General features: G+C 38.6%; 16 protein-coding genes. 11 read left to right on the top strand and 5 right to left on the bottom strand.

Annotated elements, in window-relative coordinates; all coding sequences use genetic code 11:
• Positions 1-3 precede the first annotated feature (3 nt).
• The 4 genes from RDV63_RS06925 (at position 4) to RDV63_RS06910 (ending at position 5,041) form a co-directional block, all read left to right on the top strand.
• The gene (locus tag RDV63_RS06925) at positions 4-1,212 is read left to right on the top strand and encodes a TIGR04063 family PEP-CTERM/XrtA system glycosyltransferase (protein ID WP_313908772.1); all 1,209 of its coding nucleotides are present in this window, start codon (positions 4-6) and stop codon (positions 1,210-1,212) included.
• Positions 1,202-2,302 (top strand): glycosyltransferase family 4 protein, encoded by a 1,101-nt coding sequence (locus RDV63_RS06920; RefSeq protein ID WP_313908771.1) that lies wholly within the window; start codon positions 1,202-1,204, stop codon positions 2,300-2,302. Before RDV63_RS06925 ends, RDV63_RS06920 begins: the two co-directional genes overlap by 11 nt.
• The gene (locus RDV63_RS06915) at positions 2,302-3,657 is read left to right on the top strand and encodes a phenylacetate--CoA ligase family protein (protein ID WP_313908770.1); all 1,356 of its coding nucleotides are present in this window, start codon (positions 2,302-2,304) and stop codon (positions 3,655-3,657) included. Before RDV63_RS06920 ends, RDV63_RS06915 begins: the two co-directional genes overlap by 1 nt.
• Before the next feature lie 79 nt (positions 3,658-3,736).
• The gene (locus RDV63_RS06910) at positions 3,737-5,041 is read left to right on the top strand and encodes a putative O-glycosylation ligase, exosortase A system-associated (RefSeq protein ID WP_313908769.1); all 1,305 of its coding nucleotides are present in this window, start codon (positions 3,737-3,739) and stop codon (positions 5,039-5,041) included.
• A 91-nt stretch (positions 5,042-5,132) separates the two neighbouring features.
• On the opposite strand, the gene RDV63_RS06905 is transcribed toward RDV63_RS06910, so the two are convergent.
• Together RDV63_RS06905 and RDV63_RS06900 are read right to left on the bottom strand one after the other, a co-directional pair.
• Positions 5,133-6,611, bottom strand: a complete 1,479-nt coding sequence (locus RDV63_RS06905; protein ID WP_313908768.1) for a lipopolysaccharide biosynthesis protein — start codon at positions 6,609-6,611, stop codon at positions 5,133-5,135.
• A gap of 150 nt (positions 6,612-6,761) precedes the next feature.
• Positions 6,762-7,430: a hypothetical protein gene (locus tag RDV63_RS06900; RefSeq protein WP_313908767.1), complete on the bottom strand. Its 669-nt coding sequence runs from the start codon at positions 7,428-7,430 to the stop codon at positions 6,762-6,764.
• A 193-nt stretch (positions 7,431-7,623) separates the two neighbouring features.
• On the opposite strand from RDV63_RS06900, the gene RDV63_RS06895 reads away from it, so the two are divergent.
• Genes RDV63_RS06895 through RDV63_RS06885 form a run of 3 tightly spaced genes read left to right on the top strand, consistent with a single transcriptional unit; the run spans position 7,624 to position 11,552 of the window.
• Entirely contained in the window at positions 7,624-8,865 is a 1,242-nt protein-coding gene (locus tag RDV63_RS06895; protein WP_313908766.1) for a glycosyltransferase, read from the top strand.
• A 43-nt stretch (positions 8,866-8,908) separates the two neighbouring features.
• Positions 8,909-10,627, top strand: coding sequence for an asparagine synthetase B family protein (locus RDV63_RS06890; RefSeq protein WP_313908765.1), 1,719 nt, complete (start codon positions 8,909-8,911; stop codon positions 10,625-10,627).
• Positions 10,605-11,552 (top strand): polysaccharide deacetylase family protein, encoded by a 948-nt coding sequence (locus RDV63_RS06885; protein WP_313908764.1) that lies wholly within the window; start codon positions 10,605-10,607, stop codon positions 11,550-11,552. The genes RDV63_RS06890 and RDV63_RS06885 overlap by 23 nt, the downstream gene beginning before the upstream one ends.
• 3 nt (positions 11,553-11,555) lie before the next feature.
• On the opposite strand, the gene RDV63_RS06880 is transcribed toward RDV63_RS06885, so the two are convergent.
• The 3 genes from RDV63_RS06880 to RDV63_RS06870 are packed head-to-tail and all read right to left on the bottom strand — an operon-like array spanning position 11,556 to position 14,654.
• A complete protein-coding gene (locus RDV63_RS06880) occupies positions 11,556-12,500 on the bottom strand; it encodes a glycosyltransferase family A protein (RefSeq protein WP_313908763.1) in 945 nt (314 codons plus the stop codon).
• Between the two features lie 5 nt (positions 12,501-12,505).
• Positions 12,506-13,528, bottom strand: coding sequence for a GNAT family N-acetyltransferase (locus RDV63_RS06875; protein ID WP_313908762.1), 1,023 nt, complete (start codon positions 13,526-13,528; stop codon positions 12,506-12,508).
• Positions 13,518-14,654 (bottom strand): DegT/DnrJ/EryC1/StrS family aminotransferase, encoded by a 1,137-nt coding sequence (locus tag RDV63_RS06870; protein WP_313908761.1) that lies wholly within the window; start codon positions 14,652-14,654, stop codon positions 13,518-13,520. Before RDV63_RS06870 ends, RDV63_RS06875 begins: the two co-directional genes overlap by 11 nt.
• Positions 14,655-14,829: 175 nt before the next feature.
• On the opposite strand from RDV63_RS06870, the gene RDV63_RS06865 reads away from it, so the two are divergent.
• From RDV63_RS06865 to RDV63_RS06850, 4 genes are all read left to right on the top strand, one after another.
• A complete protein-coding gene (locus RDV63_RS06865; RefSeq protein ID WP_313910395.1) occupies positions 14,830-15,828 on the top strand; it encodes an acyltransferase family protein in 999 nt (332 codons plus the stop codon).
• Between the two features lie 3 nt (positions 15,829-15,831).
• Positions 15,832-16,671, top strand: coding sequence for a serine aminopeptidase domain-containing protein (locus tag RDV63_RS06860; protein WP_313908760.1), 840 nt, complete (start codon positions 15,832-15,834; stop codon positions 16,669-16,671).
• A 1-nt stretch (position 16,672) separates the two neighbouring features.
• Complete coding sequence (locus RDV63_RS06855; RefSeq protein ID WP_313908759.1) at positions 16,673-17,518, top strand: hydrolase 1, exosortase A system-associated; 846 nt, start codon at positions 16,673-16,675, stop codon at positions 17,516-17,518.
• A gap of 128 nt (positions 17,519-17,646) precedes the next feature.
• Positions 17,647-20,049: a VanZ family protein gene (locus tag RDV63_RS06850; protein WP_313908758.1), complete on the top strand. Its 2,403-nt coding sequence runs from the start codon at positions 17,647-17,649 to the stop codon at positions 20,047-20,049.
• The last annotated feature ends 14 nt before the right edge of the window (positions 20,050-20,063 follow it).

Below are 20,063 nucleotides of genomic sequence, written 5' to 3'. Positions count from 1 at the left end.
AAAGTGAAAATTTTACACGTCTTCGATCATACTTTACCTTTGCATAGCGGCTATACTTTTCGCTCTAGAGCTATTTTACAACAGCAACGCATACTAGGTTATAGTACTTGTCATGTCTCTAGCCCCAAGCATCCTGATAATACCAATGAAACCGAGCAAGCTGAAGACTTTTTATTTTACCGCACTAAGCCTTGGCTAGCTAAATTTTGGCAACTACCGGTGTTAAAGGAAATCGCTACGGTATTAGCGCTTAAAAAACGTATTTTAGAGGTGGTTTCAAAAGAGAAGGCCGATGTTATTCATGCTCACTCTCCTGCTCTAAATGGCTTAGCTGCATTATTAGCCGCTAAGAAATGCAAACTACCAGTAGTGTATGAAATAAGGGCATTTTGGGAAGATGCTGCGGTTGATCATGGCAGCTGCAAAGAGCATGACTTACGATACACCTTAACTAAAAAACTTGAAACTTACGTAGTTAAAAAGGCAAATGCAGTAACTACTATCTGTGAAGGTTTACGCCAAGATTTACTGAGTAGAGGCATAGCCGAGTCAAAAATTACGGTGATCCCAAATGCGGTTAACCCTAAGCAGTTTCAGGTTATTGAGCATAAAGATCCTATATTATTAGCTAAATACAATTTAGAGAATAAACAGGTGTTAGGTTTTTTAGGCTCTTTTTATGCTTATGAAGGCTTAGACTTACTTATTAAAGCCTTACCTATAATTCATAAAAAGCTGCCCCATGCCTGTTTGTTATTAGTAGGCGGCGGCCCACAACAAGCGGCTTTAGAGGGCTTAACTCAACAACTAGACTTAGCAGACAGTGTTATTATGCCAGGGCGTGTACCTCATGCTGAAGTTAATCAATATTACAGCCTAGTAGACTTACTGGTTTATCCACGAAAATCTATGCGACTAACAGAACTAGTAACACCATTAAAGCCGCTTGAAGCTATGGCTCAGGGAATGACACAGCTAGCCTCAGATGTTGGCGGACATAACGAATTAATAGAACATGGCCAAACCGGCTGGTTATTCCAAAAAGATAATATTCAAGATTTAGCCAATCAAGCGATTAAACATTTACAACAGTTGCCTTCACAAGACGAAATTAAACAAAATGGCTTAGCTTTTGTTAACGAGCAACGTACTTGGCAGCTCAGTGTTGCGCATTATCAACCCATTTACGAGTCATTGCGTAATGAGCGCTGATTTTAGCTCTATTAAGGTCGCCTTAGTTGGACCTAAGGCGCCGCCTGCTGGTGGTATGGCCAATCAAACGGCACAATTAAAGCAGCTGCTGGAATCTAGTGGTGCGTACGTTTATTTTATCGAAGTAAACCCTGACTATAAACCGGCCTTTATCGGTAAGCTCCCAGGCATTAGGGCCCTATTTCGTCTACCGCAATATTGCTTGTCGTTATTTCGAGGCTACAGCAAAGTAGATGTAGTGCATTTAATGGCAAATTCTGGCTGGTCTTGGCATTTGTTTGCCGCACCTGCTATTTGGATAGCTAAATTACGCAGCAAACCTATTTTAGTTAACTATCGTGGTGGCCATGCCTTCGATTTTTTTAGCCGCTCTTGGCCCCTTGTATCTGCTTCTCTAAAGCAAAGTGCTGGCGTTATTGTTCCTTCAGTGTATTTACAACAAGTATTTAGTCAGTTTAAACAAGCTAGCACTATAGTTGCCAACACTTTAGATACAGAGTTATTTAAACCAACAAAAAAACAGGTTAACTCGACGCAGTTGCATATAATCGTTACCCGAAACCTAGAAGCTATTTATGATGTGGCCACGGCGATCCGTGCTTTTGCCCTTATTTTACAGTCTCACTCTGATGCTAAATTAACAATAGCTGGCGAAGGTCCTGAGTTAGCGCAGCTCCAACAGCTAGTGACAGAGTTGCAACTTGATACTGCAGTAAACTTTGTCGGCCGTTTAAACCGCAATGATATGGCAGCCTTATACCAAAGTGCCGATATTATGCTAAATACAAGTTTAGTTGATAATAGTCCAAACTCATTAATAGAGGCTATGGCATCAGGCGTTGCAATTATTAGCAGTAATGTTGGTGGGATCCCATTATTGGTTAAGCATGAATATGATGCCTTATTAACAGCGCCAAAGCAGCCAGAGCTTATTTTTCAACAGCTCAAGCGCTTACTTAATAACCCCGAGCTTAAACAACAACTTATTACTAATGGTTTAGCCAGTAGTAGCAGGTTTCATTGGTCTAATGTTAGTAAGGTATTGCTAGAGCAATACCAGCGAGCAATAACGGGTAAAGGAATAAACTAATGGCATCATGGTATACCGCTTTTATTGCCAAGTGTATTTTCCCTTTGCAAGAAAAGCTTAAAAAACATACGACCCTTGCGGTATTTAAACAGCTTGAGCAAAGCCAGTGGCAAGACGCTGCCTCATTAGCGCAGCAACAAGCAGATAAACTGCATCGTTTTATGGCCAAGGTATACCAAAATGTGCCTTATTATCGCCAACTTATGCAGCAACACAGTTTAACGCCTGAGCACTTTAAGCATCCTAGTGATCTGAGCCAATTGCCATTTTTAACCAAGCCTGTGATTAGCGAAAACTTCGCTGCGCTCAAAGCGAATAACGCAACAGCGCTAAAGCGCTTTAACACTGGCGGCTCAAGCGGCCAACCGCTTATATTTTTGTTAGGCAATGAACGTGTCTCTTATGATGTTGCTCAAAAATGGCGAGCTACCCGTTGGTGGGGAGTGGATATTGGCGATAAAGAAATAGTGGCATGGGGCTCACCTATAGAATTAAATGCCCAAGATAAAGTGCGTATTTGGCGTGATAAATTATTTCGCTCAACACTGATCCCCGCTTTTGATATGACAGAGCAAAAGCTACTGGGCTTTTTAAATACCATTAAAAAAATCAAGCCTAAAATGCTGTTTGGTTACCCCTCGGTTTACCATCTTTTAGCCAAAACCGCTAAGCAGCATAATATTGATATGTCGGCTTTGGGCATAAAAGTTATTTTTGTTACCTCAGAGCGCTTATACCCCTATCAACGTGAGCTGATATCTGAAGTCTTTGCTGCCCCTGTCGCTAATGGTTATGGTGGCCGAGATGCTGGCTTTATTGCCCATGAATGCCCTCATGGCAGCATGCATTTATCCTACGAAGATATTATTGTAGAAATTATTGATCCTAATGGTCAGGTTTTACCTAATGGCCAATCGGGTGAAATTGTCGTCACTCATTTAGCTACCTCAGAGTTTCCATTTATTCGTTACCGCACTGGCGATATTGGTACCTTAGCAACAAAACCCTGCTCGTGCGGTCGCGGTTTACCGGTTTTAGAGGCCATTGAAGGTCGTAGTACCGACTTTGTCGTCGCAAGCGATGGCACTATGATGCATGGCTTGTCTTTAATCTATATTTTACGAGAAATACCGGGCGTAGAAGCTTTTCGCATCGAGCAACAAAGTTTAGCGCTTACCCAAGTTCAGGTTGTTTGGCCACAAGGTGCATTGCCTGATGAAGTTAACTCTAAAATAATAACTGGTTTCAAAGCCCGATTAGGCCAAGACGTGCAAATTGCCATCCAGCAAGTCGATACTATTGCTGCAGAGAAATCAGGCAAGTTTCGTTATGTTATTAGCAAGGTTGTAGCATGATAGATAGTTTATATTTGTTAATGTCCATCGGTGCCGTATGTTTTTTATTTTATTGGGCAGATAAGCAGGACAAATCCTAATGCGTGATTTATTACTGGTATTGTTTTTATTAATAACTATTTATTACTCATTTAAGCGTCCTTACCTTGGTGTTGCCGCTTGGGTATGGATAGCGCTGACAGCACCTGCAGCTTGGGCTTTTGGTTTTTCACAAAGCTTTCGTTTAAATCTCACTATCGTATTAGTTACCTTTTTAGCTTATCTGTTTGTGCAAAAAAATAAATCTTTCCGTTTGGGAGGTATTGGTACTTTAGTTATTTTATTCTGCTTCTGGACCTTAATTACGACCATTTTTAATAATAGCGCCAGTTCTTCCTATGTTTGGAGCATTTTCTTTGAGTTTATAAAAGTCGCACTGCTCTTTTTCTTTATTGTGTTAACTGTACAAAAACGACTGCATCTTGATGCCATTATTTGGGCCATAGTACTATCAGTTTCTTCTTATGCAGGAATGGAGGCGGTTAAGTACTTATTATCAGCAGGTAGCCATCAGATAACTGGACGTTCGGGTATTTTAATAGATCGTAATGATTTAGCGGTTGCGATAAATATGTGCATTCCATTTATTATTTACCTTAAAAACACCACTGAAAACAAACTTATAAAGTATGGTTTATTGGCATTGCTAACATTAAATGTAATCTCAATAGTCGGCACAGGATCTCGCGGCGGCTTTATTGGCTTAACTATTTTAGCACTATTTTTCTGGTTAAAGTCTCGCCATAAAATAACTTGGGCTTTAATGGCCTTAATCTGTTTGCCAGTACTCTATAACAAAGCACCTGAAGAGTGGCAGGACAGACAAAGTACCATCCAAACAGCAACAGAAGACGGCTCATTTATCGGTAGATTATGGGCCTGGAAAATATCAACCATGATAGCACGTGATGACCCTTTAACTGGTGGTGGCTTCAGGGCGGTTACCGATCCTATTTTATGGCACAGTTATGCGCCTTACACCCCTACTTATGGCCCGGTTGAAACACCTAGCATTCCTCCGAATGAAATACCCAAGGCTGCCCATAATATCTATTTCCAAGTGCTTGGTGATCATGGTTTTGCAGGACTGTTTATTTTTTTGCTTATTATGTATCGCTCTTACGCTACCAGTAGAAAAATTTTAAAACGAATGCGTAAAGAAAAAAACTTATGGGGGGTAGAATTATGCTCTGCACTTTACCTTTCATTAATTGGCTATGGTATTACCGGCGGTAACGTTAGCCTAGCCTATTTTGATTTAGCCTTTGCACTTTATGCACTTATTACTGTTGTTGGTTTAAGAATAGATGCACTTGTTTTGCAAAATACTAAACAAACAACTTAAGTTATTTGATAACAAGCTATTCAGGATGAACTTTATAAGTCCAAATTAAACTTATAAAGTTCAGCTCTCGCCAGATATATATCAAGTTTTACTAGCGAGCAAAAGCTTTTTTAATTGTCATAAAGTAGCTTTTTTCTGGCCCTTCGGGCCAATCCATAATGCTACAAAGGCTTACTAGCGATAACATATAAATAAGGCCGCCTAACAAAACAAGACCTATAGTCACTAAAGCTACGCTTAGGTTAGGTATAATTTGAGCTATTTGCTGACAAAGAAAATACAAAACTAGCCACATAATGCCAGCAGAAACAATAACTCGCCATAAACCTTTAAACATACCACTGAAAGATATTAATTGAATTTTCTGTTGTAAATGATGGATCAGTAACATGCCGATGAAACTTGCTATTAAAGCACCATAAGCTAAACCTATGGCATCGTATAACAGAACGCCTGCGGTCATAGTAACAAGCCGAATAGCAAACATTATTGCAGAATATTGACCAAGCATATTTGCCCTACCCACTGCTGCTAACGCAGCTACAGCGCAAGAAACATTCACTTTGGTAATACCAAGAAAAGCTAAAATTTTGATATAAATAGCTGCATCGCTCCAATTACTCCCTAAAGCTAAAGCGACTATATAGTCGGCTAAAACACTTATGCCAACACTAGCGGGTATAGCTATAAACAAAACGGATACCAGCACCTGAGTATAGAGTTTACGAAACTCAGCTAAATTATCGGCATACTGTGCTAATGCAGGTAAAGATGCTCTAGCTACTGGCATAGCAACTTCTGTTGATGGCATGGCAGATATTTCATTAGATACGGTATACAAGCCTAACGCTTCTGTAGAAGAAAATTTACTTAACAAAAAGGTATCAAGCTTAGTGGAAAAAGCATTTAAAGATTCGTAAATAAAAAACCATTTAGAAAAGTTAAAAATATTACTAAAGTCAGATAAGGTAAATCTGGGCCTAAATGCAGACATAGTGTAGCTAACAATAACTTTTACCATGGCTCCTGCTAACGATCCCAATGGAAAAGCCCAATAACTTTTATAAATTATCGCAATAACCATAGTGACAATAAAACCGGTTAACCGAGAGCTAATATTTAACCGAAAGTCCTTATCAAATTGCATATATTTTTGAAAGTCGACTACCCCTACATTCATTAAGCCATTAATAAAAATAACTAAGGCATACACAAACATAAGCGGATAAATTCGGGGTTCAGAAAAGAAATCAGCAATAAAGGTTGCGCTTAAGCAGACAACTAAAGCGAGGATTAACCCTCTTAATACACTTAAAGTCCAAACCGTATTATATTCAGCTACAGAAGAGTTTTTATTTCTAATAATTGCAATATAAAAGCCAAACTGGGTAATTAACTCAAGTAAACTGGAAAACAAAACCGCTTGTGCCACTAAACCATAGTCTTCGGGCACCAGGATCCTAGCTAAAATTATCACCGAGGCTATACCAAGCAGTCTTGATGACCAACGCATTAAAATCATCCAAAAACTGCCAGAGATTATCTTGCCTGAAATATTAGGTAAAGCCATCTTATCCTACTCGTATTAATAACAGTACACAGAGTAGATTTACGGTATACGTTAATTGATAGTGTTTAGTTTTAGCGATTTTTATTTGGACGGCATGGCAGAAAGATAACTGAGTTATCAACCCTTGATGCCGCCTGATAAGTAAGTAAATCAATTTACGCTTTCAATGCTATATCCGGCGTTTTTAAGTTTGTCTTTTAAGCCTTGTAACGGAAAGCCTGCAGCATAAGCTTTAGTTGCTATTTGCTGTGCCTCGGTAAAGCGCTTTAAATCAAACAATAATAAACCATAGTTATAAAGCATTTCAGGGTAGTCTGGGTCTACCATTATTCCCAACTGATATTGCTCTGCTGCTTCATTTAAGCGGCCGGTTAAATGCATATGCATAGCAAACAACATGCGAGTTGTTGCATCTGCTGGTTGAAAATAGATAGCCCGCTGAAAGTAGCAATCTGCAGTGTAGTATCTATCACGCTCTTTTAGTTTTACTTTTTCTCGCCGCTGATATTTTGCCATAGCAGCTAACGCTCGATGATAATTAGGTATAGCTCTTAGGGTATAGTCTATATCACCCATTACTGGTCCACTTATTCCGCTCACTAATCGCTCAACATCACGTGTAAAGTGTGCACCTAAAACTATTGGCAACTTACTAGCATGGGCTGGGTTAGTTGCATCATAAGGACCATAGGCATTTGTTAATTTCTGCCCAGGAATAATGCCACAAGTGCTATTATTGTATCTATTAGCAAAAGCACTGAAAGAAGTAAAAACAACAACTAAAAGTAGTATTGTTTTTAATTTATATAAGCAAGTCATTTGATGTAATCCTTTACATTGCAAGCTAATTAGCAATAATTTGAAGAGCATAAACAGGATAAGTGCTGCTAGCCAATTTTAGTTGTTTTAGGCTTGAAGTCAACGTTACTTTAATTTTAATAAAGACAGCAGTTGCATTAACATGTTCAAAACGTTTTAATATAGCATCACTTATCGCGAACATGGAAAGTTTGTGTCTAAACGTATTTTATATATAGCATTTCATTTTCCACCAATACAAATGAGTAGTGGTGTCCACCGTACATTAGCCTTTACTCGTTACTTTGCCGAGCAAGGCGACAATGTGACGGTACTTACTGCATCTACCAAAGCTTACAGCCAATGTGATGACAAAAACTTAGCCCTAATACCGGCTGAAGTTAATGTACTGCGCTGTTATGCCAGAGATACGGCAAAACATTTTTCTTTCAAAAATAAATACATTGGCTGGATGGCTTTACCAGATAGATGGCAAAGCTGGATTTTGGGTGGTTTTTTGCGCGGTTGGCGCTACGCAAAAAAATATCAGCCCGATGTTATTATTAGTACCTACCCTATCGCTTCTGCTCATTTCATCGCCTATTTTATCCATAAATTAACTGGGATCCCATGGATTGCTGACTTTCGTGATCCTATGTTGCAAAAAGACTATCCTGCCAATCCTAGAGTAAGAAAGCTATTTAGCTGGATAGAAAAAAAAGCCGCCAAACACTGCCGGCATATCATCTTCACCAGCCCTGGTGCACTAAAGCTCTACCAACAACGTTACCCTGAAGTAGCTACTGATGTTTGGCAAGTGTTGCCTAATGGTTATGATGAAGCACTATTTGAACAGGTAACATCTAGTCAATCTGCCATAGCTGATGATAAAGTCACATTACTGCATAGCGGCACTATTTATCCGTCGGAACGTGATCCTATTCCATTTTTTAATGCTATTGCTTCTTTAAAGCGACAAGAACCAAACCTAAGCAATAAATTAAGCATTATACTGCGAAGTACTGGGCACGATGGGTTATTTAAACCAGTACTGCAAGAATTAGGTATAAATGATATTATCACTCTGGCGCCAGCCTTAAGTTACGTTAAAGCCTTAGAAGAAATGTTAAATGCAGATGCCTTGCTACTTATGCAAGCTAGCAATTGTAATTATCAAACTCCGGCTAAAGCTTATGAATATATTCGCGCACAAAAACCTATCTTAGCTTTAACGGATGCAAAAGGTGATACAGCCAACTTAATCTTGCAGTCCCAAGTTGCTGAGTTAGCTCCATTAAATAATTCAGAGCAAATATGTACCGCCATTAAAGCTTTATTAACAAAGTTACAAAACAACCAATATGAGTTTTTACCAAAAGAAAAAATTGCCACCTTCTCTCGTGTGCATCAGGCTAAAAGCCTCAGGAACTTGTTACTCAAAATAAGTAGAGTATAACAGGGTTAAAGTCGATACTTATATTTTGTGGGAGGCAAACGCCATGGAAAACACGATAACACTAGATACTAAAGACAATCTTAAATTAGTGATCGCTGGCACTGATATTCAGCATTATCAGCAACAAGAAACTGCTATAGCCTTCAAGGGCACTATACTATTTGAGCATAAAGTCTGCTCGGCTGAGTTTTTATTGCAACAGTATCTAGCAAGTAGCGATGACCAAACTTTTTATCAACGTTTAAGCGGCCGCTTCTGGTTAGCAATTATCGGAGGCAAACAAACAGCATTTTTAGTTAATGATATTATGGGTATAGAGCCTTGTTTTTATAGCCTTGAAAATAACACCCTTTATATCAGTAGCCATTTAAAGCAATTAAAACGGCTACCTATTACTCTAACAATTTCCAAACAAGCAATTTATAACTACTTGTATTTTCATTGTATTCCAGCTCCAACAACTATTTATCAGCAAGCTGCTAAACTAGAGCCGGCTAAAGCCGTGTATTTAAATCAGCAACTAAAATTTAGCACGCAACTGCTATACAGCCCTGAGTTTACTCAACAAACTAACGATAAAACATTGCATAAACAGTGCATTAATACCATAGAGCAAGCTGTTAAGAAGCACACTGGCGACAACGTAGCTGCTTTTTTAAGCGGTGGTTTAGACAGCTCTACCGTTGCTGGTATGCTAGCCAAACATCAAACACCTGCTCGCACTTTCTCTGTGGGTTTTGAAGCTAAAGGCTATGACGAAACCCCTTATGCCCTAATTACGGCTAAACATTTTAATACCCAACACCAAGTTCTTTATTTAAAACCTGAACAAGCTGCTGAAGCTTTTGTAAAAGTTGCCCAGTATTTTGACGAACCTTTTGGCAATTCTTCAGCCATGGCGGCTTACTTTTGTGCTCAAGATGCTAAAAAGCAAGGTATAGAAACATTATTAGCCGGCGACGGCGGCGATGAGCTTTTTGCAGGTAATAGCCGTTATGCTAGACAAAAAGTATTTACACCTTATTTAAAACTACCTAGCCCGATACAAGCGCTACTTAAAGCCATCTTTCATGATAGCTTTTTGGCAAATATTCCTGGCACACAAAAAGCAGCTAGTTACATTAGCCAAGCTAGAACCGGACTGCCCTTGCGACTGCAAACCCATAATTTTATTAATCAATTAGGTGCCAATGCCATTTTTACGGCCGATTTCTTAACTGGCATAGATCTTAAGCAGCCCGAGCAACAATTAGTGCAACGCTATAAAGAATGTACAAGCCAGCACCCTACAGATGCGATGTTGTTTTTAGATTGGAAATTTACACTCGCTGATAACGACTTAGTTAAAGTTCGCAAAATGTGTGAATTGGCCAATATTAATGTCGAATTTCCTTTGTTAGATAAAGACTTAGTCGACTTTAGCTGCTTAGTACCCGCTGATATTAAGTTACCGGGTACTAAGTTACGTGACTTTTATAAGCAAAGCTGTAAAGGGTTTTTAGCTGATGAAACTCTAAGCAAAGAAAAACAAGGCTTTGGTTTACCCTTTGGCGTATGGCTACAACAAAATGAACGACTTAAAACTATAGCATTAGATACCTTGCATGCCTTTAAAAAGCGTAAAATTGTCAACGATAGCTTAATTGAACAAGTTATAGCTGCACATCAACAACAGCATACTAATTATTATGGTGAGTTGATCTGGTTACTGGTTGTACTTGAGCTATGGTTACAACAAGATGAAGCGACAACTCATGCATAGTCTTATTGCTCTGTTTGGTCGTTTATTTAGCAAAAATAAATTAAGCATCTTAATTTACCATCAAGTATTGGCAAGCAAAGATCCCATGCGACCAACAGAGCCAACAGCAGATATTTTTGATTGGCAAATGCGCTTAATAAAACGCTACTTTACGCCATTATCTTTAGGTGAAGGTCTAAACCACTTAAAAGCCGGCACTTTGCCTGCTAATGCTATCTGCGTCACTTTTGATGATGGCTACCTTAATAACCTTACCGTTGCTCAGCCCATACTGGCTAAATACGCTATTCCGGCAACGGTTTATGTTGCGACCGCATTTAGCCACGGCACAAATATGTGGAACGATCGTTTACTCTATTTATTCTCTGATCCTAAGCGGCAACAGCTTGTTTTAAATGAAACCACACTAACATTAACTGACTGGGCGGATAGACGTGAACAAGCTCAGCAGTGGCTTAAGCAGCTTAAATACTTACCACCAACAGAACGTATCGCTTTAATTGATAAATTCTACCAGCAAAATAACTGCACCGAGCAAACGCCATTAATGATGTCACCCAAGCAAGTTAAACAGCTTGCCGATAAAGGCATTACTATTGGCGCTCATACGGTAAACCACCCTATTTTAAAAATATTACCTGTTGCAAAACAACGCCAAGAAATTGCTCAATCAAAGCAAGAATTAGAGCAATGGATTGGTAAAGCAGTAGAGCATTTTGCTTATCCAAATGGGGTAGAAAACATAGATTTTGATCAAGAAACAGTAAACTGTGTGCAAGAGCTAGGCTTTAAAACTGCGGTAGCAACTAATTGGGGTGTTTCTTCTAAGCTTACATCTGAATTTAAATTAAAGCGTTTTACACCTTGGGATAAAACTGCCTTTAAATTTCACGCTAGGTTGTTAAGTATTCAATTGAAAAATTAAGTGCTATTTATTCAACATTACTTTTCTAAAATCATTATTTAACCAAAGCTGTTGTAAAACTAACCAAATTATATTGAGTTTAAACCTTTTTAGCATCGACATAACATTGCCTATATAAGCTTTACGATTAGCAGCTATCACTTGTTTAATCATTAATTGATTATCCCGCTCTAGAGCAATATTATTTAAAATGTAGCTACGATAATTTATTTCATCTAATAAACGCACACACATATGCCTGCTGCCCCATATTGCTCCAGAGAATAAATTAACCCCTTCACCATAGTGAGCGGTAATACTAGATGTAAAGCTAATCTTAAAACAACAGGCAATAAGTGCTAACCACATTAAATAATCTTCACCAGCAAAAGTAAATTGGCGTTCAAATCTAACTTTCTTAGCCAAACTAAAACGATACACTACTGTAGAAGTACCAATAATATTAACGGTGGTAATTTGCCGGACCATATCAGTGCAATATTGATATATATCAGGTTTTAACAACAATTTATGTTCGGTTATTTGAAAAAATTTTGTCCGCTCAAATGCCCCAATACTTTGGCCAATATGAGTAAAGTTAGCAAAGTGAAAGTCGCTATTTTTGTCTAACGCGGCTAAAGCTGAAGATAAATGCGTTTCTAACCATACGTCGTCAGGATCAAGAAACGCAACGTATTCAACATCATTAGCAACTAAGTCTAAGCCCGCATTACGGGCAGCTGAAACACCGGTATTAACCTGCTCGACTAGTTGTAATTTAGTTTGTAATTCTGGATCAAATAAAAAAGGCTCAAGATCTAAAACAGCTTTGCGTGGCGAGCTGTCATCAATAATAATAATTTGTTGAATACGTGCAAAAGCTATTTGTTGTCTAATACTTGTGATAGCCGCGGTTAATAATCCGGCTTTACGTTGAAAGTAAGGAATAATAACGGCTACTTTATTCATGACAATTAGCTCTCTACTTTATTTTTATCGCGCCGTTGTTTTACTAACCACCGCAACAGCCTATTTCGTTGCCAACTTAAATGTACTATTGGTCTAAGCTCAGAATTTAAACGTTTGTGCCAGTCCATAGCCTTGCCATAAAACTCTATATTTTTTATAGCTAATTCAGGATGTTCGGCATAGTGTTTAAGCATCTGCATTTTTAATAATAACGCGGGTGAATACTGAGCAAACTGTTCGTCAAATGTAGTTTTTAAAATAATTAAATTACCGTTATGGCTAACACAAAGATCAACAGCCGCTACTTGTCCAGAGACTAAAAAGTACCATACACAAGCCTTATTGCGCTGCGCTAGCCTAGTCATCATAGTTTGATAAAACTTACCTTGACTATTTGTAGCGCTAATAGCAGTACCTTGTTCGGCTTTCCAGCTATTACTTTCGATATCACCATATTTAATCACGCCAGCTAAAACAGCTTCACTACTGGTTAATACTTCAGTACTAAAACTTTCACCTTCACGCTCAGCTCTATTATAGGCTTTGTTACAATTTTGCCGTAAGTTTTTACCTATAGTTTTAAAAAAATCATCATAATGACTAGGTATCGGCTTATTACCCGTTTCAATATAATGTTGCTGATAAATATTAGGCCCTACCGTTAAATAACGCGAATCGGCTTGCAGTAGGTCTATTTGCAAAATAATACCAGGTAAAACAGAGGCGATTTTTGCTAATAGCTTTTCATCTACACTGCCATTAGCACTTAGCCATAAGCCTAATGGTGCTTGAGAAGGCATAACAGTTTGCCAACGGCCAAAGCCCACTCGCTGAAAAAAACCCATAAATATAATATTAGTAGACTCTTTAACAATAACTAACTGTTCAGTACCTAAAAAATAATGAGAAATTAAACATTGAATAAAATCAACAGTAAGAATAGCCTGATTATGGGTTTGTTGATTTAACTTGTCCCAATCAGTAGTGTATTGTTTAAAATCTGTTATAGCATACGCTCTAGCTTTCATTTTTTTTCACCAGGTTTTGAACGGCATCAATAATATAATCAAGCTCTGCTTGTTTTAATTTATGATGACAAGGTAATTGAATAAGTCGGCTGCGATAATCTTCACTCACTTGGCATTGCCCATAAGCAACTTCTTCCCAGCGTAACACTTGAATTTTCTTCAACCTTAAATGTTGAAAATCAGCCGCATCATTCAGTAAAAATGGGAGAACATAAGGTGCTTCCAGCTCCGCATATGCATATAAACACTGCCCCGCTTGGCTTTTGGCTAAACCTTGCGCTAGGTAATTATAATTAGATCTACGTTTAGCTTTTATGTGTTTAAAATCACTTAATTGTAAAATTACTTTTGTGTGGCGAAAACTAGCAGAACTAAGATCTTCAGGCTGAAAGTAAGTAAGTTTATTTACTGTTCGAGCAGCTGTTTGTGCGACAGATGGTGTCTGCCTTGGTTTCTTTACTTTTGACTTAATATATTGAATAAACTGCGGAATTTTAAATAGAAATGCGATCCCTTTCGCTTCTTCATACCAACTGCAATATTGCGGCTGCACACCTATTCCTTGTTGCATATACAACAAGCCACCATCAATAGTGGGTAATATTTTATTAATACTACAAATGCGGGCAGCAACAGTTGAATTTACCTGCTCTAACTGCTGTAAAAAGTCCACTAAGGCATGAGCATAATCTTCAATAATTACTTTACCTGCTAGCGCAGCTAAATTTATTAATTGTTTATTATTTTGCTGAAAGCCAAAAAACCTTACTACAAGGCAATGTGTTACATCAGCGGTTAGGTATTGCAGAAATACATCTTCGTCTACAGTTAAATCTGGTAAAACTGGATAAAAACGTATCTCGTAACCTAACCAAAGAAAAGGTTCTACTAAAGCTGGGCAATGATAAGCCGGTAATAAAACTACATTCGCTTTATTACTATGCATTAACTGCTGTGCTGCAAGACCAATAGCGGCTCGGCCATTGCGAGTATAGATACACTGCGAAAAGTCAGTCGACTGCCCAAGCCGACGAAAATCTGTCACACAAAATGCCGGTGTTGCCCTGATTGTTGCAACAGGGAAGTTATTTGCATTTGCCATGACAGGGGCAAATTTCACATCCATGTTTGCTTGATCCCCTGATATTTATAGCTATATATGCTACCACTAGCACCAACAGCACACAACTGTGATAAAAATGATAAATTAATAGAAACACTTGGTTACTTTAGCTTAGCGCGTTACTATTAGTTAATCTTTGTTGGGATAAAACACATCGCAGGAGCGCGTAGTGGATAAAATGCTCAGTCAGCGAATTTGGCTAACCCGTTACTTAATGGTAATAGGTATAGTTATTTTGCATACACCGCCCTATCAATCTTTAACCGAGCTAGATTTAAGCTTCTTTAATTTTATTAAAGCCTTTTTTTCTCATGCAGTATTTCGTACTACAGTACCTATGCTAACGGTAATTTCAGGTTACTTACTGTTTCGCTCTAGGTTAATTCAGCAGCCGTTAGAGTTAATCAGCAAAAAAGCTCGAGTTATTTTATTGCCATTAATTTTGTGGAATATACCTGTGGTGCTGGGCGTCTTTTTCATCCAGCATTACCAATTATCAACTCATATTTTTTCAGTGCAACTTAGCCCGTTTGATAGCCTTAATTGGTTAAATGCTTTAACCGGATTATTAAGCAGCCCAGCAAATTACCCACTTAACTTTTTAAGAGATTTATTTGTGCTTAGTTTAATCAGCCCGCTACTTGCGGTCTTACTAAATCGTGCGCCTTGGCTAGGCGCTATCATAGTGGCTTTGGTCTTTTACTTTAACTTAGATGGCGATATTATTTTACGCAATACTATGCTTATTAGCTTCTATATTGGCGGCTTAGCAGCAACACAGCGCTGGAATTTAACTAAGTTAGATCCTTACGCTATACCTCTGCTCATTATATTTATCCTCATTTGCAGTGCTATAGTTATTTTTGACATAGAAAACCGCACCCCACTTCGTATAATAGCCCCTTTTATGGTATGGCCTAGCATGTCGCTATTAATGAAATATAAAAACGGCGCTTTTTTAGAGCGATATGTTGGCAGTAGCTTTTTAACCTTTTTAGCCCATGGTCCACTGCTACTTGTTTTTTGGCTGTTATATCAAACATTTTTGCCCAAGGTGCCTTACCCCTTATTTTGGTGTGCAGCACCGCTGATAATTACTATCGGTTGTGCTTGGCTACATACTAAACTAAAACGTTATGTACCCACCCTTACCTCTATTGCATTAGGAGGTCGCTAAACTATGACTAACTTATCAAGCTTGCTACCTAAACTACCAAACCAGAGTTGCTTTTGCGCCATGACGTCTGGTCTAAACTTTCTTAGTGTAACTAAAGCAAAAACACCTACCCATGCAGTTGTTATACTGCCTCCCTTTGCTGAGGAAATGAATAAGTCACGCCATATTATTAAACAATGCACAACGCAATTAGCCGAGCATAATTATTACAGCTTTATGCTAGATAACCATGGTACAGGCGATAGCGAAGGCGATTTAGATACAGCAACAATTGAGCTATGGCGTACAGATTTAGCAATATTAATGCAAAAAATAGCAGATTGGGGGTTTCAAAGTGTTAGCTTTATAGCAATACGCTTTGGGGCTTTACAACTCTTCGATTTTTTAAACCAACACTCATTACCACTTCCAATTAAACACCTTGTATTGTGGCAGCCTATGTTTGACGCTGGCCGATTTTGGCAACAATTTTGTAGAATTAAAGTTGCTGAAGCCATGGCGAGCGGTGATAAAGTAAGTCAAAAGCAACTCGAGCAACAACTAGAGCAAGGTCAAATAGTAGAAATTGCCGGCTATCCCATTACCGCCACTTTTGGGCAAAGCATCTTACAAATGAAATCAACATTGCCTGCAGTGTTAAACAACAGCGCATTAAGCTGGTTTGAGATATCTAAGCTAGATAATATTGCCCTGCCTGTGCAAAAAGTGCGAGACAACCTAACCGAGCAGTGCTTATTGCATTTTAACCAAATTAAAGCCGAAGCTTTTTGGCAAACCACGGAATTAGCTAAAGCCGACCAGCTGATTGCCCTGACAGTAAGTCAGTTTGCAGGAGTTGAATAAGATGTCTGTTCAGTTTATAGAAATTAACTCTAACAGCAATAAGCTAAGTGCTATTTTGCATTCTGCCTCTGGCACTATTGGCGCCCTTATTGTTGTGGGCGGCCCACAATATCGTGTTGGTAGTCATCGTCAGTTTGTTAAGTTAAGCCAGCATTTAGCTGCACATGCTATTCCATCATTACGCTTAGATAGCAGTGGTATGGGCGATAGTTGCGGTGAAAAAGCTGAGTTTTATCAGCAAACAGCAGATATAGATGCCGCCATCGATACCATGTTTAACCAGCTGCCACAGCTACAAAAAGTGGTGTTGTGGGGGCTTTGCGATGCAGCAAGTGCTATTTTATTAAAAATGAATCAAGCAGATCCGCGTATCGCTGGCTTAATTTTGCTTAACCCTTGGGTTAGACAAGAGCAAAGCCATGCTGCAACTATGTTAAAGCACTATTATTTAAAACGTTTAGTTAGCCGTGAATTTTGGCGTAAGATTTTTTCAGGTGGTCTGGCTTTTAAGCGCAGTATCACAGATTTTTGGCAAACCTGGCGCAGTAGCAAACGGCAATCTACACTTAAGCCTGCTAAGCAAACCGAGTATAGTGCCAGCAATTACGTTCAACATATGCTAACAGGCTGGCAAAAAACTAAAGTTGAAACCTTAATAATTAGCAGCGGTAATGATTTAACAGCACACGAATTTTTAGATCTTTGCCAGCAAAACTCACAATGGCAACAGTGTTTTAATAAGGCTAAAAGGCTGCATATTAACGATGCCAACCATACTTTTTCCACCGCTAACTGGCGCAAACAAGTTGAACAAGCATCCAGTGATTTTATGTTAGCGTTGAAGTAATTTTTTAAGTAACTGTTTTAATTTATTTTTTTAAATAGCCTTTAACCTTAGCAGTTAAACTCGCTTTTAAATTAGCATAATAAGCACTAATTGCAGTCAGCCATTAAATAGACAACCTAGGATGCATTATGCACCCCAAAGCTGAGCAAGCCACATTAAATCGTTACTTGCTTCTAACCTTAATTTGCTATTTTAGCTTTGTCATTTATGGCAGCTTAGTGCCTTGGCAATACCGTGCCTTACCTTTAGAGACGGCATTGCAGCAATTTCGCAATATAAGTTACCTCAATTTAGGCATAAACTCGCGCGCCGACTGGGTAGCGAATATCTTATTGTTTATCCCACTATCCTTTTTATTAATGTCTTATTTTATGCCCGCTGAACGCAAACAGCTAAAGCTCAATATTGCAATACCAATAGCGCTCAGTTGTGTTGTACTGGCTTTAATTATTGAGTTTACTCAGCTTTACTTCCCACAGCGCACCGTATCGATAAATGACATTGCTGCTGAGTCGCTAGGCGCCTTGCTTGGCATAGTAATTTTTTACCGCTTTGGTCAACAAATTTTGCGCTATCTACAAGCCATAATCGCCATGCGTGGCACTCAAAACAGCTTACTTAGCTATTTATTAATTGCTTATATCGCTTTATTCACTCTTTATAATATCTTACCGCTAGATTTAACCTTAAGCCCTGTTGAATTATTTAAAAAGTGGCAAGATGGCAGAATTACCCTACTACCGTTTAGTGCTTATCAAGGATCATTTTTACAGATTTTCTATGCTATTTTCAGTGATATATTGCTGTGGATACCAATAGCTGTCTTACTATATCTTCAGCAGCATAAAAAACAGACTATCTTTATAAGGTTAGTCTTATTCGCTGCCCTTATTGAGTTTTTTCAGCTGTTTGTCTACAGCAGAGTTACCGATATTACCGACATAATACTGGCTTTTATTGCAGCTTGGTTAGGCTATAACCTAGGCCGCTTAATGTTTAAACAGCAAAATAGCACAACTACTATAGAGCAGCCTAGCTCTAGCGCTATCACTAAACAGCAACTCTGGCTTGCTGGCGTTATTATTCTTTATAGCCTAGTCATTTTCTTAGTATTTTGGTTTCCCTATAACTTTGATTTTTCTTGGCAACAAATTAACCAACAACTCAGCATAAGCCGCAATAAAGTATTACTTGAGTCGTTATATTTTGGAACTGAGTTTCGGGCTATCACCTCTTTACTGCAAAAAATACTGCTCTTTTTCCCCTTAGGCATATTGTTTAGCCTTAGCTATCTAAAACTAGAGTCTAAGTGGCAAAAGCGGCTAATGCTAATTTTTAGTGCCGGTTATATTTTGCTATTGGCCGCATTCACCGAAGCCATGCAGCTTGCCTTGCCGGATAAAACGGTTGATATCACCGATGTTTTATTATCTGTTATTGGCGCGGCGCTAGGCTTTATGCTGACACTTTACTGTTATCGCTTTAGCCAACAACAAGCTAACCCTACTGCCACTTTACAACAGCAAACTCAAGCGACTGCAACGACGACAACAGCTTCTACAAAGGCGCCAGCAAAACACATAGCAACGACAAAGGCTCAGTTAGCAGGCAAATCTAAAGTCCTGTTTCTGGCACTACACTTTATCGTTTCACTAGTTGCGCTATACGGCCTAAGTCAGTTGTCTGCACTTCCTTACAATGTACGAGAGCTATTAACAGACAACGCGAGTGCAATAATAGGCCTTACCTTAGCAGCTTATATTATGTTCTTAGCCAACTGCGTCAGGCTTTCTCAATTTGCCCTGTTTGTTCTAGTCAGCCCGCTACTGTGGATTGTGCAAACTAGTCTCATATTTTGCTTACTTTACTTTAGCGTAGCGGCGGAATCGTTATATGATATTTTGGGTTTTCCTAACACTAGCTTGCCGCATTTTTTAGAGTTATTACTACGTTTTATTGGCTTTTTTTGCTTAATTCAATTTAACTGTTTAGCCGCAAAGCAATTTTTACAGAGCAAACAGAAAGTAGCAGCCAGCATTTTATGGCTAGGTAGCAATATTGTCGTCGCATCACTTTGGTATTGGGCCGTAGTTTATTTAGCGGCAACCGATAACATAGTGGAGCTATTAGACGATAACGGCAGTATTATTAGTCTAATGGCACTAACAGCCTGGCTTGTGCTTTTGTTTCTAAGTGCCACCTATAGCGCAAAAATTATCTCCCAGTGCCTTTTTCAAGCTGCTTGGCTTAAACTAACGAAGTTATTGCTGCTAATGTTTATTATTGTTATTAGTATGGCTTTATCATGGTGGCTAATTAATATTGCCACCCAAAGCATTATTGTTAAATACCAACAAGTCTTTTCCGCTTTACAATTTTTATTAAGTACAGATAGAAGCCATTATGTAACACCATTGCAATTACTTATACGCTATTGCTTGGCTTATAGCGCAATTTTAAGCATACTAACTTGGTTTTATATTGCCGCTTTTATAGCGTCGAAACGCTTTTCAGGCTCTTCTTCTTATTAGTACTGAGTAAATTC

The organism is Rheinheimera sp. MMS21-TC3 (assembly GCF_032229285.1).
Taxonomy (GTDB): Bacteria; Pseudomonadota; Gammaproteobacteria; order Enterobacterales; family Alteromonadaceae; genus Alishewanella.
Note: the sequence above shows the minus strand (reverse complement) of the source record. Positions and strands in the feature narration are given on the sequence as shown.

What these genes read in the sequence shown, in the direction of transcription:
- RDV63_RS06885 (WP_313908764.1), top strand. Translation starts at nt 10,605, where the DNA reads ATGAAGCGACAACTCATGCATAGTCTTATTGCTCTGTTTGGTCGTTTA.
- RDV63_RS06855 (WP_313908759.1), top strand. Translation starts at nt 16,673, where the DNA reads ATGTCTGTTCAGTTTATAGAAATTAACTCTAACAGCAATAAGCTAAGT.
- RDV63_RS06870 (WP_313908761.1), bottom strand. Translation starts at nt 14,654, where the DNA reads ATGGATGTGAAATTTGCCCCTGTCATGGCAAATGCAAATAACTTCCCT.
- RDV63_RS06915 (WP_313908770.1), top strand. Translation starts at nt 2,302, where the DNA reads ATGGCATCATGGTATACCGCTTTTATTGCCAAGTGTATTTTCCCTTTG.
- RDV63_RS06900 (WP_313908767.1), bottom strand. Translation starts at nt 7,430, where the DNA reads ATGACTTGCTTATATAAATTAAAAACAATACTACTTTTAGTTGTTGTT.
- RDV63_RS06850 (WP_313908758.1), top strand. Translation starts at nt 17,647, where the DNA reads ATGCACCCCAAAGCTGAGCAAGCCACATTAAATCGTTACTTGCTTCTA.
- RDV63_RS06860 (WP_313908760.1), top strand. Translation starts at nt 15,832, where the DNA reads ATGACTAACTTATCAAGCTTGCTACCTAAACTACCAAACCAGAGTTGC.
- RDV63_RS06890 (WP_313908765.1), top strand. Translation starts at nt 8,909, where the DNA reads ATGGAAAACACGATAACACTAGATACTAAAGACAATCTTAAATTAGTG.
- RDV63_RS06920 (WP_313908771.1), top strand. Translation starts at nt 1,202, where the DNA reads ATGAGCGCTGATTTTAGCTCTATTAAGGTCGCCTTAGTTGGACCTAAG.
- RDV63_RS06880 (WP_313908763.1), bottom strand. Translation starts at nt 12,500, where the DNA reads ATGAATAAAGTAGCCGTTATTATTCCTTACTTTCAACGTAAAGCCGGA.
- RDV63_RS06865 (WP_313910395.1), top strand. Translation starts at nt 14,830, where the DNA reads ATGCTCAGTCAGCGAATTTGGCTAACCCGTTACTTAATGGTAATAGGT.
- RDV63_RS06875 (WP_313908762.1), bottom strand. Translation starts at nt 13,528, where the DNA reads ATGAAAGCTAGAGCGTATGCTATAACAGATTTTAAACAATACACTACT.
- RDV63_RS06905 (WP_313908768.1), bottom strand. Translation starts at nt 6,611, where the DNA reads ATGGCTTTACCTAATATTTCAGGCAAGATAATCTCTGGCAGTTTTTGG.
- RDV63_RS06910 (WP_313908769.1), top strand. Translation starts at nt 3,737, where the DNA reads ATGCGTGATTTATTACTGGTATTGTTTTTATTAATAACTATTTATTAC.